The 16,880-nt window shown below is 68.8% G+C and carries 17 protein-coding genes; 9 read left to right on the forward strand and 8 right to left on the reverse strand.

Annotated features, from left to right (window positions below; all coding sequences use genetic code 11):
- The first annotated feature begins 43 nt into the window (after nt 1-43).
- Together ACFY10_RS39150 and ACFY10_RS39155 are read left to right on the forward strand one after the other, a co-directional pair.
- Complete coding sequence (locus tag ACFY10_RS39150) at nt 44-1,051, forward strand: NlpC/P60 family protein (RefSeq protein WP_390670050.1); 1,008 nt, start codon at nt 44-46, stop codon at nt 1,049-1,051.
- Nucleotides 1,052-1,292: 241 nt separating this feature from the next.
- Nucleotides 1,293-2,000 (forward strand): phosphatase PAP2 family protein, encoded by a 708-nt coding sequence (locus ACFY10_RS39155; protein WP_390670051.1) that lies wholly within the window; start codon nt 1,293-1,295, stop codon nt 1,998-2,000.
- 153 nt (nt 2,001-2,153) lie between these two features.
- Here ACFY10_RS39155 and ACFY10_RS39160 read toward each other — a convergent pair whose 3' ends face one another.
- Nucleotides 2,154-3,710, reverse strand: a complete 1,557-nt coding sequence (locus tag ACFY10_RS39160) for an FAD-binding oxidoreductase (RefSeq protein WP_390670052.1) — start codon at nt 3,708-3,710, stop codon at nt 2,154-2,156.
- A 319-nt stretch (nt 3,711-4,029) separates the two neighbouring features.
- Between ACFY10_RS39160 and pstS the strand changes: the two genes are divergently transcribed.
- From pstS to pstB, 4 genes are all read left to right on the forward strand, one after another.
- The gene (pstS, locus tag ACFY10_RS39165; protein WP_390670053.1) at nt 4,030-5,151 is read left to right on the forward strand and encodes a phosphate ABC transporter substrate-binding protein PstS; all 1,122 of its coding nucleotides are present in this window, start codon (nt 4,030-4,032) and stop codon (nt 5,149-5,151) included.
- Nucleotides 5,152-5,289: 138 nt separating this feature from the next.
- Nucleotides 5,290-6,294 carry a phosphate ABC transporter permease subunit PstC gene (gene pstC, locus ACFY10_RS39170; RefSeq protein WP_390670054.1) on the forward strand — a complete coding sequence of 335 codons (1,005 nt, stop codon included), beginning with the start codon at nt 5,290-5,292 and terminating at the stop codon, nt 6,292-6,294.
- Nucleotides 6,291-7,346, forward strand: coding sequence for a phosphate ABC transporter permease PstA (gene pstA, locus ACFY10_RS39175; RefSeq protein ID WP_390670055.1), 1,056 nt, complete (start codon nt 6,291-6,293; stop codon nt 7,344-7,346). Before pstC ends, pstA begins: the two co-directional genes overlap by 4 nt.
- 40 nt (nt 7,347-7,386) lie before the next feature.
- Nucleotides 7,387-8,163, forward strand: a complete 777-nt coding sequence (gene pstB / locus ACFY10_RS39180; protein ID WP_030941589.1) for a phosphate ABC transporter ATP-binding protein PstB — start codon at nt 7,387-7,389, stop codon at nt 8,161-8,163.
- A gap of 230 nt (nt 8,164-8,393) precedes the next feature.
- Here pstB and ACFY10_RS39185 read toward each other — a convergent pair whose 3' ends face one another.
- Together ACFY10_RS39185 and ACFY10_RS39190 are read right to left on the reverse strand one after the other, a co-directional pair.
- Nucleotides 8,394-9,392, reverse strand: coding sequence for an anion permease (locus tag ACFY10_RS39185; RefSeq protein WP_390670056.1), 999 nt, complete (start codon nt 9,390-9,392; stop codon nt 8,394-8,396).
- Between the two features lie 7 nt (nt 9,393-9,399).
- Entirely contained in the window at nt 9,400-10,020 is a 621-nt protein-coding gene (locus tag ACFY10_RS39190; RefSeq protein WP_030941586.1) for a DUF47 domain-containing protein, read from the reverse strand.
- A 224-nt stretch (nt 10,021-10,244) separates the two neighbouring features.
- On the opposite strand from ACFY10_RS39190, the gene ACFY10_RS39195 reads away from it, so the two are divergent.
- A complete protein-coding gene (locus ACFY10_RS39195) occupies nt 10,245-10,583 on the forward strand; it encodes a metal-sensitive transcriptional regulator (protein WP_390670057.1) in 339 nt (112 codons plus the stop codon).
- A 23-nt stretch (nt 10,584-10,606) separates the two neighbouring features.
- On the opposite strand, the gene ACFY10_RS39200 is transcribed toward ACFY10_RS39195, so the two are convergent.
- On the reverse strand, nt 10,607-10,774 hold the full coding sequence (locus ACFY10_RS39200) for a hypothetical protein (RefSeq protein WP_199931950.1): 168 nt from the start codon (nt 10,772-10,774) through the stop codon (nt 10,607-10,609).
- 115 nt (nt 10,775-10,889) lie between these two features.
- Complete coding sequence (locus ACFY10_RS39205; protein WP_390670058.1) at nt 10,890-11,720, reverse strand: hypothetical protein; 831 nt, start codon at nt 11,718-11,720, stop codon at nt 10,890-10,892.
- A gap of 112 nt (nt 11,721-11,832) precedes the next feature.
- Between ACFY10_RS39205 and ACFY10_RS39210 the strand changes: the two genes are divergently transcribed.
- Complete coding sequence (locus ACFY10_RS39210) at nt 11,833-12,015, forward strand: hypothetical protein (RefSeq protein ID WP_390670059.1); 183 nt, start codon at nt 11,833-11,835, stop codon at nt 12,013-12,015.
- Here ACFY10_RS39210 and ACFY10_RS39215 read toward each other — a convergent pair.
- From ACFY10_RS39215 to ACFY10_RS39225, 3 genes are read right to left on the reverse strand one after another with little or no spacing between them, the layout of a single operon-like run.
- Complete coding sequence (locus ACFY10_RS39215; protein ID WP_390670060.1) at nt 12,006-12,428, reverse strand: NUDIX hydrolase; 423 nt, start codon at nt 12,426-12,428, stop codon at nt 12,006-12,008. The genes ACFY10_RS39210 and ACFY10_RS39215 overlap by 10 nt on opposite strands.
- A 52-nt stretch (nt 12,429-12,480) precedes the next feature.
- Nucleotides 12,481-13,602 carry a CHAD domain-containing protein gene (locus ACFY10_RS39220; protein WP_390670061.1) on the reverse strand — a complete coding sequence of 374 codons (1,122 nt, stop codon included), beginning with the start codon at nt 13,600-13,602 and terminating at the stop codon, nt 12,481-12,483.
- Nucleotides 13,583-15,817: an RNA degradosome polyphosphate kinase gene (locus ACFY10_RS39225; protein WP_390670062.1), complete on the reverse strand. Its 2,235-nt coding sequence runs from the start codon at nt 15,815-15,817 to the stop codon at nt 13,583-13,585. Before ACFY10_RS39225 ends, ACFY10_RS39220 begins: the two co-directional genes overlap by 20 nt.
- Nucleotides 15,818-16,325: 508 nt before the next feature.
- Here ACFY10_RS39225 and ACFY10_RS39230 point away from each other — a divergent pair.
- Entirely contained in the window at nt 16,326-16,865 is a 540-nt protein-coding gene (locus ACFY10_RS39230; RefSeq protein ID WP_390670063.1) for an RNA polymerase sigma factor, read from the forward strand.
- Nucleotides 16,866-16,880: the final 15 nt, after the last annotated feature.

Genomic DNA, 16,880 nt, shown 5'->3' on the forward strand with positions numbered 1-16,880 from the left:
TAGACTGACGTGGGCTATCGGACTCCCGGTCGGCGAGGGGCGGTTGACGGTGCGTAAGGCATGGATCGTGGCGACCGTTGTCGTCGGCTCGGCCCTGGCCTTCGTGATGCTGCTCGTCGTCGGGGTGTACGTCGTCGCCGGGAACCTCATCAACGGGGTGGGCGGCGGGGCCAAGGCGTTGGCCAAGGGGGCCGTGCCCGCCGCGTACTCGGCCATCGTGCAGAAGTGGGGCAATATGTGCCCCGCCATCAACCCCGCCCTGCTCGCCGCCCAGCTCTACCAGGAGAGCGGATTCAATCCGAACGCCAAGAGTGCGGCGGCCGCGGAAGGGATAGCGCAGTTCATTCCGGGCACCTGGGCCACGCACGGGGTTGACGGCAACGGAGACGGTGTCAAGAACGTCTGGGACCCGGCGGACGCGATTCCGTCCGCCGCCTCGTACGACTGCCAGCTGGCCTCGTATGTGAAGGACGTACCCGGGAATCTGACCGAAAACATGCTCGCCTCGTACAACGCGGGGTCCTACGCGGTGATCAAGTACGGGGGCGTGCCGCCGTACAAGGAGACCCAGAACTACGTCAAGACGATCACCACGCTCGAGGACAGCTTCGCCGCGCCCGTCAGCCGGGTGGATCCCAGCAAGCAGGCCGCGGGGGCCATCTACTACGCGCAGAAGAAGCTGGGGACGCCTTATCTGTGGGGCGGGAACGGGACCGCCGACGACAACGGGCGTTTTGACTGCTCGGGGCTGACAAAGGCCGCCTACGAGAGTGTCGGGATCACGCTGCCGCGGGTCGCCAACGACCAGTACAACGCCGGGCCGCATCCCAAGCGGGAGGAACTGCTCCCCGGCGACCTCGTGTTCTTCTCCACGGACCCCACCGACTCCCGGGCCATCCACCATGTGGGGATCTACGTCGGCGGCGGATACATGATCGACGCGCCCAGGACCGGTGCGGTGATCCGGTTCGACCCCATCGACACCTCCGAGTACTTCGGGGCAACGCGAGTCACCGAAGATGGCGCGAAAGCGCTGCCCACCACGGTGTGAACCGAGCGTGAACCCACCCCCTGAGCTGCAGAGATGAGTCTCTCTTCGATAACGTCTGCGTGATCATTCGGTGGAGTGTGGAACGTAGTAACTGGGACCGTGCGTTCCTGTTCTCGTAGTCATCCGTCAGGCATCCGGATAGCTGTCCACGACGTGTACGACGTGATCTACAACCACGGGGGTGGGTAAGCGGGCGTGCGCGAGTGCGTCCGGCAGCAGACGACGAAGGGGCCACAGCACGATGGCTGGACTCGCCGAATCCGGGTCGGACCCCGACGTCGACCTGCTCTACGACATCAATGGCCTGGCCAAGGACGCGCCGCACTGGCTCGACCGGGCCGTCTCTTTTGTCGGGGAGTACGGGCTGCTGCTGGCCATGGTGCTGCTCGTGGTGTGGTGCTGGTGGTCCGTGCGGCGGCGGGGTGCCGAGGACGCCGTGTCGTCCGTGGCCGCGCTGGTGTGGGCGCCGCTCGCTGCCGCGCTGGCGGTGCTGGTGAATGTGCCGATACGGGGGTTCGTCGAGCGGCCCCGGCCTTTCCGTACGCACGAGGGGCTTGATGTCCTGGTGTCCGGGAAGACCGACTACTCGTTCGTGAGCGATCACGCGACGATCACCATGGCCATGGCGGTCGGGTTGTTCGTGGCCAACCGGAAGTTCGGGGTTGCCGGGATCGGGCTGGCGCTGCTCGAAGGGTTCTGCCGGGTTTATATGGGTGTGCACTATCCGACGGATGTGGTCGGGGGGTTTGCGCTCGGTACTGCTGTGGCGTTGCTGTTGTCGCCTGTTGCCATGCTGCTGTTGACGCCTGTGGTGAAGGCCGTTGAGGGGTCGGTTTGGGGTGGGTGGCTTGTGCGGGGCCCTGGGCGGGCGGCTGTGGGGCGGGGTGCGTTGATTCCGGGGGCCAGGAAGGAAGGGGCGGGGGCGGAGGAGCGGGACCTGGCTGCATAAGTGCCCCGGGGTGGGGCCGACGTACGGGGGTTTTGCTTGCCCGCGCTTGCGGGGTGCCGCTGCGCCCACCCGTGCCGCCCTTAGCGGCACGACTGCCCGCAGCTATGGCGGCTACGGCAGCTATGGCGGATGCGGCAGTTATGGCGGATGCAGCTACAGGGCCTGTGGGTACGTGAAGAAGTGGTTTGGGTCGTACTGGTTCTTCAGTTGGGACAGGCGGGCTGCCGCGTCGCCGTAGTACGCCTTGCGCCAGTTCGGCAGGGTCGGGTCCGTGTAGTTCTGGTAGGCCGCGCCGGAGGCGTACGGCTTCATGGCGTTGTGGGTCGTCGTCAGCCAGGACTGGGGCGTGGTGCCCGAGGTGCCGGCGCGCCAGGATGCGAGGTACTGGGCCAGCATCCGGGAGCGGCGGTGGACGAAGGCCGTCGCGGTGGGGGAGACGCGGTTGACCGCGCCGCCCAGGGCGGTCAGCGCGATGCTGCCCGCGCCGCCCGGGACCGAGCTGATGTTCCTCAGCAGGGTCTGGATGCCCGCCGAGGAGATCGAGCGGTCGAAGAAGTCCGAACGGGCCGAGTAGGTCTCCCGGCCCAGGGAGCCCTGCGGGTTGCGGTTCGGGGTGGAGCCGGGGAGGTGGCACTGGGGCTCGGTGCGGAAGGACGAGCAGCCCGCGTACGCCTCCATCGCCCCCTCGTACGTGTGCCGCTTGAGCGTTTCGCTGCGGGCCGGCGAGCCGACCGCCGAGACCAGGCGGTCGAGCGCGTTCTGCAGCTCTCCGTACGTGCCGAGCGAGAACGCCGCGACCGAGACGGTCGGCGAGCCGCCGTTCTCCAGGTGGCAGGAGGACCAGATCTCGTCGGGCTGGTCGGGGCCCCACTCCTGCCAGGCCTTCACCACGGCGGCGGCCTTCGACCAGGGCCAGGTCAGGTAGGCGGAGACGGCCTGCGGCGCCGGGTGGGTCTTGAAGTGCAGTTCCGTGACGACGCCGAAGTTGCCGTTGCCCGCGCCGCGCAGGGCCCAGAAGAGGTCTTTGTTCTCGGTTGCGTTGGCGGTAAGTGTTTTGCCGTCCGCCGTGATCAGGGTTGCCTGCGTGAGGCTGTCGCAGGTCAGGCCGTACGCCCGGGAGACCACGCCGTGACCGCCGCCCAGGACCAGTCCGGAGACGCCGACCGAGGGGCAGGAACCCGCGGGTATCGTCACGCCCTTCGCGGTCAGCCCGCGGTAGACGTCGATCAGCTTGGAGCCGGCGCCGACGACCGCCTGGCCGCCGCCCACCCGGATCTGCTTCAGCTTCGAGACGTCGACGATCAGCTTGCCGTTGCCGGAGGACCAGCCCGCGTAGGAGTGGCCGCCGTTGCGTATCGCGACCTGGATGTTGTGGGCGCGGGCGTAGGCGAGGGTCGTACGTATGTCGTCGGCGTGCGCGACGTAGGCGACAGCCGCCGGCTTCAGGCCGTCGAAGCGGGTGTTGTACAGCTGGTGGGCCGTGGTCCAGTTGGCCTCGCCCGGGCGCATCAGGGTGCCGTCGAGGTCGTGGGAGAGCGCGGTCCAGTTGGCGGGGGCGGCCGCTGCGGACTTCGCTCCGATCGCCGTACTGGAGGAAGAGGACGATGATGAGGTGGTGGTGTCCGCATCGGCAGAGCCGCCCCTGCACGCGGCCGTGGCAACGGCCGCTATCGCGGCCGCGCCGCCTCCTATGAACGTACGACGTTCCATGTTGCGCCTCCCGATTGCTCTCGGGGAACGAGACGGCTCGCCGACCACACGGGTTCCGGCAGAAGTGTCACTCCTGTGTCACCGTGGGGCGGAACCTTCATGTGCCCTCCCCGTGAGCATTCCGTGACCTAACCACACCGTCCGCAGGGGTTCACCTTCCGTTCATTTGCGGCCAGGGGCGGCTTCACTTGATCTGCCTAATTTCAGCCTTACGCGACGCGGGCCGTCCCTCGGGAGGGGCGCGACCTCCGTTGCCGGGACTTCGACTCCGCACGCCGCCGGAATTCAGGACGGCGGCTCCTGGAAGGAACTCTTTCAAGTGAAGCTTCAGCGCATGAATCGGCGGGCCATCGCCCTCGGTGCCATCGCCGCGTCGGGCGCCCTGGTCCTCACGGCGTGCGGCTCGGACGACACCAGCAGCAGCGGCGGCGCCAGCGCGTCCGCCACCAACGCCAGCTCGATCAAGTGCGACAACGCCAAGGGCCAGCTGCTCTCCGACGGCTCGTCCGCGCAGAAGAACGCGATCGACGCGTGGGTGGCGCAGTTCTCCAAGGCCTGCGGCGTGCAGATCAACTACAAGGCCGGCGGCTCCGGCGCGGGTGTCACCTCCTTCACCCAGGGCCAGCTCGCTTTCGCGGGTTCCGACTCGGCGCTGAAGCCCGAAGACGTCACCGCCTCCAAGAAGGTCTGCTCCGGCGGCCAGGGCATCGACCTTCCGATGGTCGGCGGCCCGATCGCGCTCGGCTACAACCTGTCCGGCGTGGACAACCTGGTCCTGGACGCCCAGACCATTGCGAAGATCTTCGACAGCAAGATCACCAATTGGAACGACCCGGCGATCGCCGCGCTGAACAAGGGCGTGAAGCTGCCCGACCTCAAGATCCAGGCGTTCCACCGCTCGGACGAGTCCGGCTCCACGGACAACTTCACCAAGTACCTCAAGGCCTCGACGCCCGACAACTGGAAGTACTCCGGCGGCAAGGCCTGGCAGGCCAAGGGCGGCCAGTCCGCCGCGCAGTCCTCCGGTGTGGCCGCGCAGGTCAAGCAGACCAACGGCGCCATCGGTTACTTCGAGCTGTCGTACGTCACCGACGGCGTCAAGGCCGTCAGCATCAACACCGGTGCCAGCGCCCCGGTCGCGCCCAGCAGTGACAGCGCCACCAAGGCCATCGCCGACGCCAAGGTCGTGGGCACGGGCAAGGACCTGTCGCTCCAGCTGAACTACGCGACCAAGGCCGACGGCGCCTACCCGATCACCCTGGTCACGTACGAGATCGTCTGCGACAAGGGCAACAAGGCGGACACCCTGCCCGCCACCAAGGCGTTCCTGCGCTACATCGCCTCCGAGGACGGCCAGGGCCTGCTGCCCAACCTGAAGTACGCCCCCGTCCCCGCCGACATCATCGCCAAGGTCCGCACCACCATCGAGGGCCTGAGCTGATCCGAGTGCGGTCCGGTCCCGGGCCTCAAAACCCGGGACCGGACCGCACCGTCCGGTGCACCGCCGCCACGAGCCGTACGTCGCGTACGGCTTCGCAGAGCCGCACTCCGCGTGTGGTTCCGCAGACCGGAGAACCCGATGGACACATCTACAGAGATAACTGACACACCACCCCCCTCCCCCCAGCCTTCCGCCGAGCAGAAGCGCGCAGCTCGCGGTGCCACCCGACCCGGTGACCGGATCTTCCTCGGTCTCTCCCGTGGGTCGGGCATCTTCCTGTTGGTGATCATGGCCGCGATCGCGGTCTTCCTCACCTACCGCGCCTCCCTCGCGATCAGCAAGGACCACGGCAACTTCCTCACGACCTTCGAGTGGAACGCCACGTCCATCCCGCCGGTCTTCGGTATCGCGGTCCTGGCCTTCGGCACGGTGATCTCCTCGATCATCGCCATGGTCCTGGCCGTGCCGATCGCCGTCGCGATCGCGCTGTTCCTCACGCACTACGCACCGCGCAAGCTGAGCGGTCCCATCGCGTACGTGATCGACCTGCTCGCCGCCGTGCCGTCCATCGTGTACGGCCTGTGGGGCGCGCTGATCCTCGTACCGCACATGAACGGCCTGTACGGCTGGCTGGACAGCTACTTCGGCTGGACCGGCATCTTCTCCTGGGACGGCGGCGCACCGCGCTCGATGCTCACCGTCGGCATCCTGCTCGCGATCATGATCCTGCCGATCATCACCAACGTGAGCCGCGAGGTCTTCCGCCAGGTCCCGCAGATGCACGAGGAGGCGGCCCTCGCCCTCGGTGCCACGCGCTGGGAGGTCATCCGCATGGCGGTGATCCCCTTCGGCCGCTCCGGTGTGATCTCCGCCTCGATGCTCGGTCTCGGCCGTGCGCTCGGCGAGACGATGGCCGTCGCCACCGTGCTCTCCCCGGACTTCCTCATCCACGGCAGCCTGCTCAACCCGGGCGGCGGCACCTTCGCCCAGAACATCGCCTCCAAGTTCGGTGAGGCCACGGAGCAGGGCCGGGACGCGCTCATCGCCTCCGGTCTGGTCCTGTTCGTCATCACCCTGCTGGTCAACGGCGCGGCCCGCATGATCATCGCCCGCCGCAAGGAGTACTCGGGGGCCAACGCATGAGCCACGCCGCCATCGCCGAAAAGCCCGCCAGCACCCTGCGCGGCGCCCGTCTGCCCAAGTGGTCGCCCTGGGCGATCGCCGCCGGCTCCCTCGCCCTCGCGGTCGCCATCGGCCTGGGCGCGGGCCTCGACAGCAAGGTCCAGTGGGGCCTGATCGCCGGGATCCTCTTCCTCGTCGGTACGTACGGCATCGCCGCGCGCGTCGAGGGCCGCCGTCAGGCCAAGGACCGTATCGCGACCGGCCTGGTCTGGACGGCCTTCCTGATCGCCGTCGTCCCGCTGGTCTCCCTGGTGTGGGTGACCATCTCGCGCGGCGTGAAGGTCCTCAACGTCTACTTCCTGACCCACTCGATGGGCATCGTCGCCGACTCCCAGCCGGGCGGTGGCATCTACCACGCCATCATCGGCAGCCTGGAGCAGGTCGCACTCGCCACGCTGATCGCCGCGCCGGTCGGCATCCTCACCGCGATCTACCTGGTCGAGTACGGCCGCGGCAAGCTCGCCCGCGCCGTCACCTTCTTCGTCGACGTGATGACGGGTGTCCCGTCGATCGTCGCGGGTCTGTTCATCCTCAGCCTCATGCTGATCTTCAAGTTGGAGCCCTTCGGCTTCGCCGGTTCGCTGGCCCTGGCCATCCTGATGATGCCGGTGGTCGTGCGCTCCACGGAGGAGATGCTCAAGCTCGTCCCGAACGAGCTGCGCGAAGCCTCCCTGGCGCTCGGTGTCCCGAAGTGGCGCACCATCCTGAAGGTGGTCCTGCCGACCTCGATCGGCGGCATCACGACCGGCATCATGCTGGCGATCGCCCGTATCACCGGCGAGACGGCTCCCGTGCTGCTGCTGGTGTTCGGCAACCGGTTCATCAACAACAACCCCTTCGAGGGTGCGCAGCAGTCGCTGCCGCTGTACATCTACCAGCAGTACGCGGCAGGCGCGGACGCGTCGTACGACAGGGCGTGGGCGGCCTCGCTCACCCTGATCGCCTTCGTGATGATCCTGAACCTGGTGGCCCGCGGCATCGCCCGCTGGAAGGCCCCGAAGACCGGTCGCTGACGCGGCCACAGCGACGGATAATTCTGGAAGTGACGTAATCATGGCCAAGCGAATCGACGTAAGCGGACTCACCGCCTACTACAGCGCCCACAAGGCGATCGAAGACATCTCGATGACCGTCGAGCCCCGCTCGGTGACGGCCTTCATCGGCCCCTCCGGCTGCGGCAAGTCGACGTTCCTGCGCACGCTCAACCGTATGCACGAGGTCACCCCCGGCGGCCGGGTCGAGGGCAAGGTGCTGCTGGACGACGAGGACCTGTACGGGCAGGGCATAGACCCGGTGTCCGTGCGCCGCGAGGTCGGCATGGTGTTCCAGCGGCCGAACCCGTTCCCGACGATGTCGATCTTCGACAACGTGGCGGCGGGCCTGCGGCTGAACGGCTCGTACAAGAAGTCCGAGCTCGCGGACGTCGTCGAGAAGTCGCTCAAGGGCGCGAACCTCTGGAACGAGGTCAAGGACCGTCTGAACAAGCCCGGTTCGGGTCTGTCCGGTGGTCAGCAGCAGCGTTTGTGCATCGCGCGCGCGATCGCGGTCGAGCCGAAGGTCCTGCTCATGGACGAGCCCTGCTCGGCGCTCGACCCGATCTCGACCCTCGCCATCGAGGATCTGATCGGTGAGCTCAAGGAGCGGTTCACGATCGTCATCGTGACGCACAACATGCAGCAGGCGGCGCGTGTCTCGGACCGCACGGCCTTCTTCAACCTCGCGGCGGTCGGGCAGCCCGGCAAGCTGATCGAGATCGACGACACGGAGCGGATCTTCTCCAACCCGTCGGTCCAGGCGACGGAGGACTACATCTCCGGCCGCTTCGGCTGAGCCGACGTCGTCTTCGAGACCCCTCGCGGTGCTGCATGGCGGTGCCACCGCGGGGACGATAAAGGGCCCGCCCCTGGCTCCCGGGGGCGGGCCCGTCGTCGTATCTGGGGGCTGCCGCCCCCAGACCCCCGCTTCGGCCTGAACGGCCTCGTCCTCAAACGCCGGACGGGCTGAGAATGCCTGACCGGCGCTGAGAGGTGCGGGTAAAACAGCCCCTCCGGCGTTTGCCCCTACAGGAACGCCAGGTTCACGACCCCGAACGCCCCCGCCGCCACCAGCGCCGCCGCCGGCATCGTGATGAACCAGCCCAGGACGATGTTCTTGGCGACGCCCCAGCGGACGGCGTTCACCCGCTTCGTCGCGCCGACGCCCATGATGGCCGAGGTGATGACGTGGGTCGTCGAGATGGGGGCCTTGAAGAGATAGGCCGTGGTGAACATGATCGACGCGCCGGTCGTCTCGGCGGCGAAGCCCTGCGGGGGATCCAGTTCGATGATCTTGCGGCCCAGCGTGCGCATGATGCGCCAGCCGCCTGCGTAGGTGCCGAGCGACAGCATCAGGGCGCAGACGATCTTCACCCACACCGGGATCGGGTCGGCGAAGGTCTGGTGGCCGGAAATCACCAGTGCCATCACGACCACGCCCATCGTCTTCTGCGCGTCCTGAAGGCCATGACCCAGGGCCATGCCCGCCGCCGAGACGGTCTGCGCGATGCGGAAACCGCGCTTGGTCTTGTGCGGGTTGGCCTTGCGGAAGAGCCAGAGGATCGTCGTCATGACGAGGTAGCCGACGAGCAGGCCGACCACCGGCGACAGGAACATCGGGATGACGACCTTGTCCAGGACGCCGTTCCAGTAGACCGTCGTGCCGCCCGCGAGCGCCGCGCCCACCAGGCCGCCGAAGAGGGCGTGGGAGGAGGAGGACGGGAGGCCGAAGTACCAGGTGATCAGGTTCCAGGTGATCGCGCCCGCCAGCGCCGCGAAGAGGATGCCCATCCCCTTCGCGCCCTCCGGCGTCGAGATCAGGCCCTCGCTGACGGTCTTGGCGATCCCGGAGCCGAGGAAGGCGCCCGCGAGGTTCATCACCGCGGCCATCGCCAGAGCCGCTCGCGGGGTCAGCGCCCGCGTGGACACGGACGTCGCGATCGCGTTCGCCGAGTCGTGGAAGCCGTTCGTGTACGTGAAGAAGAGCGCGACCGCGATGGTCACGACCAGAGCGAAGGTGTCCATGAAGGGGTCAGGACTCCTTGACGGCGATGGTCTCCACCGTGTTCGCCACGTGCTCGAAGGCGTCGGCTGCCTCTTCCAGCACGTCCACGATCTGCTTGAGCTTGAGCACCTCGATGGCGTCGTACTTGCCGTTGAAGAGATGGGCGAGGAGCTTGCGGTGGATCTGGTCGGCCTGGTTCTCGAGGCGGTTGACCTCGATCCAGTACTCGGTCAGGTTGTCCAGCGTGCGGAGGTTCGGCATGGCCTCCGCCGTCAGCTCGGCAGCCCGCGCAAGGACCTCGATCTGCTGCTCGACGCCCTTGGGGAGTTCCTCGACGTTGTAGAGGACGACCAGGTCGACGGCCTCCTCCATGAAGTCCATGATGTCGTCGAGGGACGATGCGAGGGAGTAGATGTCCTCGCGGTCGAAGGGCGTGATGAAGGAGGAGTTCAGCTGGTGGAAGATCGCATGCGTGGCGTCGTCACCCGCGTGTTCCGCGGCCCGCATACGCTCTGCGATCTCGGCCCGGGCAGGTGCGTCCGCCCCGAGCAGTTCCATGAGGAGCTTCGAGCCCGTGACGATGTTGTCCGCGGATGCGGCGAACATGTCGTAGAAGCTCGTCTCCCTGGGGGTCAGACGAAAGCGCACGTGGGGTCCTCGGGGTGCTTCGGTTTCGGTCAGGGTGATGCTAGGCGCATCATCCGGCCACGGCTAATGGGCCGTCCCCCAGTGTCGCCCATCGGGCAGCGTGGTCGGCACGGGGGCGGTACGGAGACCCGGTCCGGGCATGGGCCAAGGGCCGTATACCCAGCAAAGTTCGATACCATATACCCACCAGGGGTATATGTCCGCATGTCTTACGGGAGGACGCGATGACGACCACCGAGGCCGGCGCGACGGCGCCCTCCGACGACAGCACGCAGAACACGACGCACGGCTACCACAAGCAGAAGGACGAGCACCTCAAGCGCCTGCGCCGGATCGAGGGCCAGATCCGCGGACTGCAGCGGATGGTCGACGAGGACGTCTACTGCATCGACATACTCACCCAGGTGTCCGCCTCCACCAAGGCCCTGCAGTCCTTCGCGCTGCAGCTCCTGGAGGAACACCTGCGGCACTGCGTCGCCGATGCCGCTGTCAGGGGCGGTGACGAGATCGACGCCAAGGTGGACGAGGCGACGAAGGCGATCGCCCGGCTGCTGCGCACCTGAACCTGCCAGTGCGGGGCCTCCGGCTAGTCGCCGGAGGCGTCGCGCTCTTCGGCCACTTTCAGCACCTCGTCGATGCTCTCAAGGCTGAGCCGGTCCTCCGCGGCCGAGGCCGCGATGATCAGCTCTCCGCACAGCTCGATCTCGGCGAGGGCCACGTGGTCCTGAACTGCCGTACCGCCGACCGGAGCCACGTGCATCACCTCATCTCTGCCGTTACCGACTTCCTAGAGTAGGGAGCGGCCTACACACCGCGCATGGCACGGACGGGCTAGTTCTTGACGCTCGTCGGTCATCCTCGAGCACGGTCTACTGCTCGGCGATCTTCCCTGCGTAGATGTCCTTCGAGGCCGGCAGGCGTACGTCGACGGGGGCCCCGAAGTCGTACAGCAGCGTCGTCGAGGCGACCGCGACGGTGCCCTTCTGGAGGCCGTTGACGAAGCTGAACCGGTGCCGGATCTTGCGGATGCGGCCCTGGTCGTCGAGGTAGACGTCGAACGGGACCTCGGCCGTGGCGAACCCTTTCGCCGCCGCGGCGAGAGCCTCCCGGACGCCCCTCGAGGCGTGCCGCGCCGCCACGGTGAGGTCGGCGGTGCCGCGGTAGTGCCGCACCTCGACCCCGGCGAACTCGGTCCGGCCGACATACGTGGCCGTGCGCGTCCCGCGCAGCAACTCGGCCGCGGCATACGGGTCGGTGGCGCCGCCGGTCACCAGGTTGCCGTCGGAGAGGGTGGCCGTGTCGACCCGTACCCACTTGTCGGCGGGCACCCCCGCGCCCCGGTTCTTCATGAACAGGGCGCCGGGCGCGAGGAGTTCGGTGATCGGGCGGTGGTCGGCGGTGCCGGCCGGGTTCTGCGGGAGCTGCACCTTCAGCCGGCCGAGCTGCCGGCGGTAGTCGTAGTCGCCCTCGCCGCGGATGGTGACGCGGGTGCCGCCGATGGCCATCTCCATCGACGTGGTCGCCCTTGAACTGCCCGCGTCCACCAGCGTTTCCGCGACGTGGTGCAGGGTCTCGACGGGGTCGGAGGCGCGGGGGTCCTCGGCGGCGGACCCGGTGCCGGAGCATCCGCCGGCCCCCATGCAGACACAGACCATGAGTCCTGCCGTGACGACCGTCCCCCTGCGCTGCCGCTCCGCCATCGCCTGCCTACCCCCAGCCGGTACGTCCGTCACGGGCCCCCTGTCGTTCCGGATAACGACGGGTGCGGGGGGCCGTCACGCGCATACCAGCCCCCGATGCCGGAGGCAGCCGATGTATGCAGCACGTGGGCTGGGTAACGTTGTCAGTGTGGCGCAGCAGGAACATCGCACGACGACCGTCGAACAGGGGCGGTTCTGCCTGGCCCGGTGCAGCTGCGGCTGGCGCGGGCCGGCCCGCAGAGCGCGCAGCCAGGCCCGTGCGGACGCCGAGGGGCACCTGATGCTTCAGGCGTGACGCAGCGTCGTGAGCAGTTCGTCGACCAGGGCGCGGTCCCGGTACTGGGTCAGCCGGCTGCGGGCCGCGGCGGGGGAGAGCCAAAGGATGCGGTCCACCTCGGTGGTGGGGGTGAAGCTGCCCGAGCCCGCCTCGGCCGCCCAGTAACGGACCTGTTTGGGGCGGCCGTTGGCGAAATAGTGCAGGGTGGACAGCTCGGCGCCCGGTTCCGCCGTGTAGCCCGACTCCTCGGCGACCTCGCGCAGGGCGCCGGTCATGTGGTCCTCGCCCCGCTTCAGCTTGCCCTTGGGATGGGACCAGTCATCATATTTCGGTCGATGGACGAGGCAGATCTCCAGCTCGCCGTCGACCGGGGAGCGTCGCCACAGGACGCAGCCGGCTGCCTGGATGAGGGTGTCGTTGGTGTGGGTCACGGGTGGGTCACCGCCTCCTTCGACAGGGGTTGGGGGCGCCAGGGTCACTGGCTCAGGACGTGCTCACCGCCTGCTTCTGCCAGCACTGCTGGAAGGCGAAGCGGGCCGCCTCCACCTCGTGCCGCTGGTCCGCGTGGAGCACTCCGAGCGCGTACGCCGTCGCCGGGGCGATCCGGGGGGTACGAGCCGCCGAGGCCGCGGCCGCCGCCGCCTCCGAGGCGTCGCGGTGGCGGTCGAGGGCCTGGCCCGCGGTCAGCAGGCGGACGTCGATCGGGCCGCCCGTGCCGTACAGCGCCTCGCGGGCGTAGCGGTGCAGGCGGAGCAGCAGGCGGACCTGGTGCCAGGGGGCGTCCTGGGGGTGCGGGGCCGGGTCCGGGGAGAGCCCGTGGATCAGGGCCTCCGCGTTGTACGGGCTGCCCGCGGTGACGAGGGGGAGCGCCGATACGGCGTCGGTCAGGCGCCCCTCGGCTGCGGCGGCGAGGGGGCGGAGGTCGGTGGTGGGGGCGGTGGGGGTGAGGGGGACTTCGCTGGCCAGTACGGCGACTTTGTCTGCTACGGCGTGGAAGCGGGAGGAACCCAGTGCCTGGAGGGCGGTGCTGTGGGCTCGGGTGCGGGCCAGGGTCAGCTGCCGTTCGAGCAGGGCGCCTGCTTTGGCGGCGCCAACTGTCAGGTTTCCGCGGTCTGTTGGGGGCGAGGCAGGGGGCCCGGGGGTGCCTTGTGCCGTTGTGCCCACCCGTTCCGCCCCAGCGGAACGACTGCCCACAACGGCGGCCGGTGATGTAGAGGCAGTAGCGGCCTGGGCAGGGAAGATCGTCGCCCCCGACAGCCTCTGCAGTGCCAGTACCAGTCGTTCCAGCCGTGCCGCGTACGCGTGCTCCATTGTCAATGTGCCTGACAGCCAGGCCAGTTCGGGCTGCAGGCCCTCCGACCACTCCGTTTCCAGGAGGGGGCGGAAGGTGTGCAGGCTGCCGCTGATGCGGCGGACCGAGCGACGCAGGGCGCGGGCCGCGTCGACGGAATCCTCCGTGCCGTTCGCGGTCGCACCGCCGGACTCGCGGTGCAGCCGCAGGGCGCGGAGGAACTCCGTGGCCTGGGCCCGCAGGTAGCCCGCGAGGGCTTCGCCTGCCACGGGCCCGGCCGTGGGGTCCGTCGGGTCAAGGTGTTGCTGTGCCACGCCGGCGCCTCCGGGCGTCTATGAGCATCTCCTGGATGTTTCGCAGGGGTTGGCCGTCCGCGTCGGTGGCGTGCCGGATCCACTCGCCGTCCGGGCCGAGGTGCCAGGAGGAGGTGGTGTCGGACATGCCGGTCTCCAACAGCCGGTTCAGGGCTGCGCGGTGGGCCGGGTCGGTGACCCTGACCAGGGCCTCGATACGGCGGTCGAGGTTGCGGTGCATCATGTCGGCGCTGCCGAGCCACACTTCGGGTTCGCCGCCGTTGCCGAAGGCGAAGACCCGGGAGTGTTCGAGGAAGCGGCCGAGGATCGAGCGGACACGGATGTTCTCCGACAGGCCCGTGACGCCCGGGCGGATCGCGCAGATGCCGCGCACCCAGACGTCGACCGGCACGCCGGCCTGGGACGCGCGGTACAGCGCGTCGATGAGGGCCTCGTCCACCATCGAGTTGACCTTGATGCGGATGAAGGCCGGACGGCCCGCACGGTGGTGCTGGGCCTCCTTGTTGATCCGCGCGATCAGGCCGTCGCGCAGGGACTTGGGGGCGACGAGGAGACGGCGGTACGTCTCGCGGCGCGAGTAGCCGGACAGGCGGTTGAAGAGGTCCGAGAGGTCTGCGCCCACCTGCGGGTCGGCGGTGAGCAGGCCGAGGTCCTCGTAGAGACGGGCCGTCTTGGGGTGGTAGTTGCCCGTGCCCACGTGGCTGTAACGCCGTAGGGTGTCGCCTTCCTGACGGACCACCAGGGACAGCTTGCAGTGGGTCTTCAGGCCGACCAGGCCGTAGACGACATGGCAGCCGGCCTCCTCCAGCTTGCGCGCCCACTTGATGTTGGCGTGCTCGTCGAAGCGGGCCTTGATCTCGACCAGGACGAGGACCTGCTTGCCGGCCTCGGCCGCGTCGATGAGCGCGTTGACTATGGGGGAGTCGCCGGAGGTGCGGTACAGGGTCTGCTTGATCGCGAGGACGTCGTCGTCCTCGGCCGCCTGCTCCAGGAATGCCTGCACCGACGTGGAGAACGAGTCGTACGGGTGGTGCAGCAGCACGTCCCGGCTGCGCAGGGCGGCGAAGATGTCGGGCGCGGAGGCCGACTCGACCTCCGCGAGGTCGCGGTGGACGCCGGCGACGAACTTGCGGTACTTCAGCTCGGGACGGTCGAGGCCGGCGACACGGAAGAGGCCCGTGAGGTCCAGGGGGCCGGGGAGGGGATACACCTCGGCCTCGGAGATCTTCAGCTCGCGCACCAGCAGGTCCAGGACCTCGCGGTCGATGGACTCCTCGACCTCCAGGCGCACCGGCGGCCCGAAGCGGCGCCGCATGAGCTCCTTCTCCAGGGCCTGCAGGAGGTTCTCGGCGTCGTCCTCCTCGACCTCGAGGTCCTCGTTGCGGGTGAGCCGGAAGGCGTGGTGCTCCAGGACCTCCATGCCCGGGAACAGCTCCTCCAGGTGGGCGGCGATGACGTCCTCTATGGGGACGTAGCGGCCGGGGGAGCTCTCCAGGAAGCGGGACAGCAGCGGCGGGACCTTGACGCGGGCGAAGTGCTTGTGGCCGGTGACCGGGTTGCGTACGACCACGGCCAGGTTCAGGGAGAGGCCCGAGATATAGGGGAAGGGGTGCGCCGGGTCGACCGCGAGGGGGGTGAGCACCGGGAAGATCTGGTGGCGGAACAGGGTGAACAGGCGGGCCTGCTCCTTCTCCGTCAGCTCGCTCCAGCGGACCAGATGGATGCCCTCCTCCGCGAGGGCGGGGGCGACGTCCTCGTGGTAGCAGGCGGCGTGCCGGGCCATGAGCTCGCGGGAGCGGGCCCAGATCATCTCCAGCACCTCGCGGGGCTGGAGGCCGGAGGCGGAGCGGGTGGCGACACCCGTCGCGATACGGCGCTTCAGACCGGCCACCCGGACCATGAAGAACTCGTCCAGGTTGCTGGCGAAGATCGCGAGGAAGTTGGCGCGCTCCAGCAGGGGTGTGTTCGGGTCCTCGGCGAGTTCGAGAACCCGCTCGTTGAACGCCAGCCAGCTGCGCTCCCGGTCGAGGAAACGGCCCTGCGGCAACTGAGGGCCGTCGTACGGCGACTCCTCGTAGGCATCGAGATCGGCATCGATGTCGGGTTCCAGGTCGGAAACCGCGGCGGCCACCGTGTGCGGGCGGTGCGCGGCTATGGAGCCCACGGAGGGCTGCGCGTGCTGGACCTGTGCCTGGGCGGTGTCTGGCTGACTCATGAACCCATTCTTCCGCGTTCCGAGCGAAACGGGCGCGTCGGAAAGCGCGGGTGGGAGTGGATCCGGGAATGCGCTTACGGAGCGGAGGGCGTCCCCGTTCTCCGCGGGCCCCTCGTGGGGCGGCGAAGGATGTGGCACGGAGGGCGTCATTGGCTGAGCGTCGCAAGCCTGTCTGAACCGTTGGTTACGGCGACATGGCGTGCGGGATATCTGGGGGCGGCTCCCGGGCGTCTACGTGGGCGGGGCCGACGTAACAGCCTGCTGGGAGCCGCCCCGAGAATACGTACGCCCTCTCCCCGGCGGAAGGACGTACGTGGATCGGTTGCGTCACACGGTGCGGCGGCGCAGGACGAGGAAGGCGGCGGCGACGGCGAGCGCGGCCAGGTGGGGTTGATCGCGGTGGCCTCGACCACCTCGCGTGCGGTGGGTCTGGGAAGGTCGAATGGTCTGAAGAAAAGTCGAGCGGGGTCGTGTGAACCGATCCGTGGTGCCGGTCCGATGAGGAGACGTGAGCGAAACGAGAAGCGACGGTGAGCTGCTGCGGGCCGCCGCGGACGGGGACCGGCGCGCCTTCGAGGAGCTGTACCGGAGGTACGCGCCGTGGCTGACCGCGCGCCTGCGCGGCCGCTGCGCCGACGCCGGCGTGGTCGACGACGTCGTACAGGAGACGTTCCTCGCGATCTGGCGGGGCAAGGCCCGCTATCGCGAGGACGGCGATGTCGCCGGGTGGCTGTGGCGGATCGGCTCGCGGCGGCTGATCGACGCGCTGCGGGGCGACGGGGCACGGGGGCGGCTGCGGCAGGCGCTGGCCCGTCTGCGGCACCGGGACGAGGCGTCCGCGGAGGAGCGCGTGCTCGCGGGGGTCGAGCACGGGGACCTCGCGGGCGCCCTCGTCCGGCTCTCGCCCGAACTGCGCGCGGTGCTCCAGGCCACGGTCATCGACGGCCTGACCACCCGCGAGGCGGCCGTCCTGCTCGGGATACCGCCGGGGACGGTCAAGACACGGGCGATGCGGGCCCGTAAGCAACTGCGGGAGGCGCTGGCATGAGCAGGCACATGTGTG

The sequence above is a fragment of the Streptomyces sp. NPDC001401 genome, assembly GCF_042895385.1.
In the GTDB taxonomy this organism is placed as follows: Bacteria; Actinomycetota; Actinomycetes; order Streptomycetales; family Streptomycetaceae; genus Streptomyces.

Bases quoted from the DNA above. Each gene is read 5' to 3' on its own strand.
- ACFY10_RS39155 (WP_390670051.1), top strand. From the start codon at position 1,293: ATGGCTGGACTCGCCGAATCCGGGTCGGACCCCGACGTCGACCTGCTC.
- ACFY10_RS39160 (WP_390670052.1), bottom strand. From the start codon at position 3,710: ATGGAACGTCGTACGTTCATAGGAGGCGGCGCGGCCGCGATAGCGGCC.
- pstC (WP_390670054.1), top strand. From the start codon at position 5,290: ATGGACACATCTACAGAGATAACTGACACACCACCCCCCTCCCCCCAG.
- pstA (WP_390670055.1), top strand. From the start codon at position 6,291: ATGAGCCACGCCGCCATCGCCGAAAAGCCCGCCAGCACCCTGCGCGGC.
- pstB (WP_030941589.1), top strand. From the start codon at position 7,387: ATGGCCAAGCGAATCGACGTAAGCGGACTCACCGCCTACTACAGCGCC.
- ACFY10_RS39185 (WP_390670056.1), bottom strand. From the start codon at position 9,392: ATGGACACCTTCGCTCTGGTCGTGACCATCGCGGTCGCGCTCTTCTTC.
- ACFY10_RS39195 (WP_390670057.1), top strand. From the start codon at position 10,245: ATGACGACCACCGAGGCCGGCGCGACGGCGCCCTCCGACGACAGCACG.
- ACFY10_RS39205 (WP_390670058.1), bottom strand. From the start codon at position 11,720: ATGGCGGAGCGGCAGCGCAGGGGGACGGTCGTCACGGCAGGACTCATG.
- ACFY10_RS39210 (WP_390670059.1), top strand. From the start codon at position 11,833: ATGTATGCAGCACGTGGGCTGGGTAACGTTGTCAGTGTGGCGCAGCAG.
- ACFY10_RS39225 (WP_390670062.1), bottom strand. From the start codon at position 15,817: ATGAGTCAGCCAGACACCGCCCAGGCACAGGTCCAGCACGCGCAGCCC.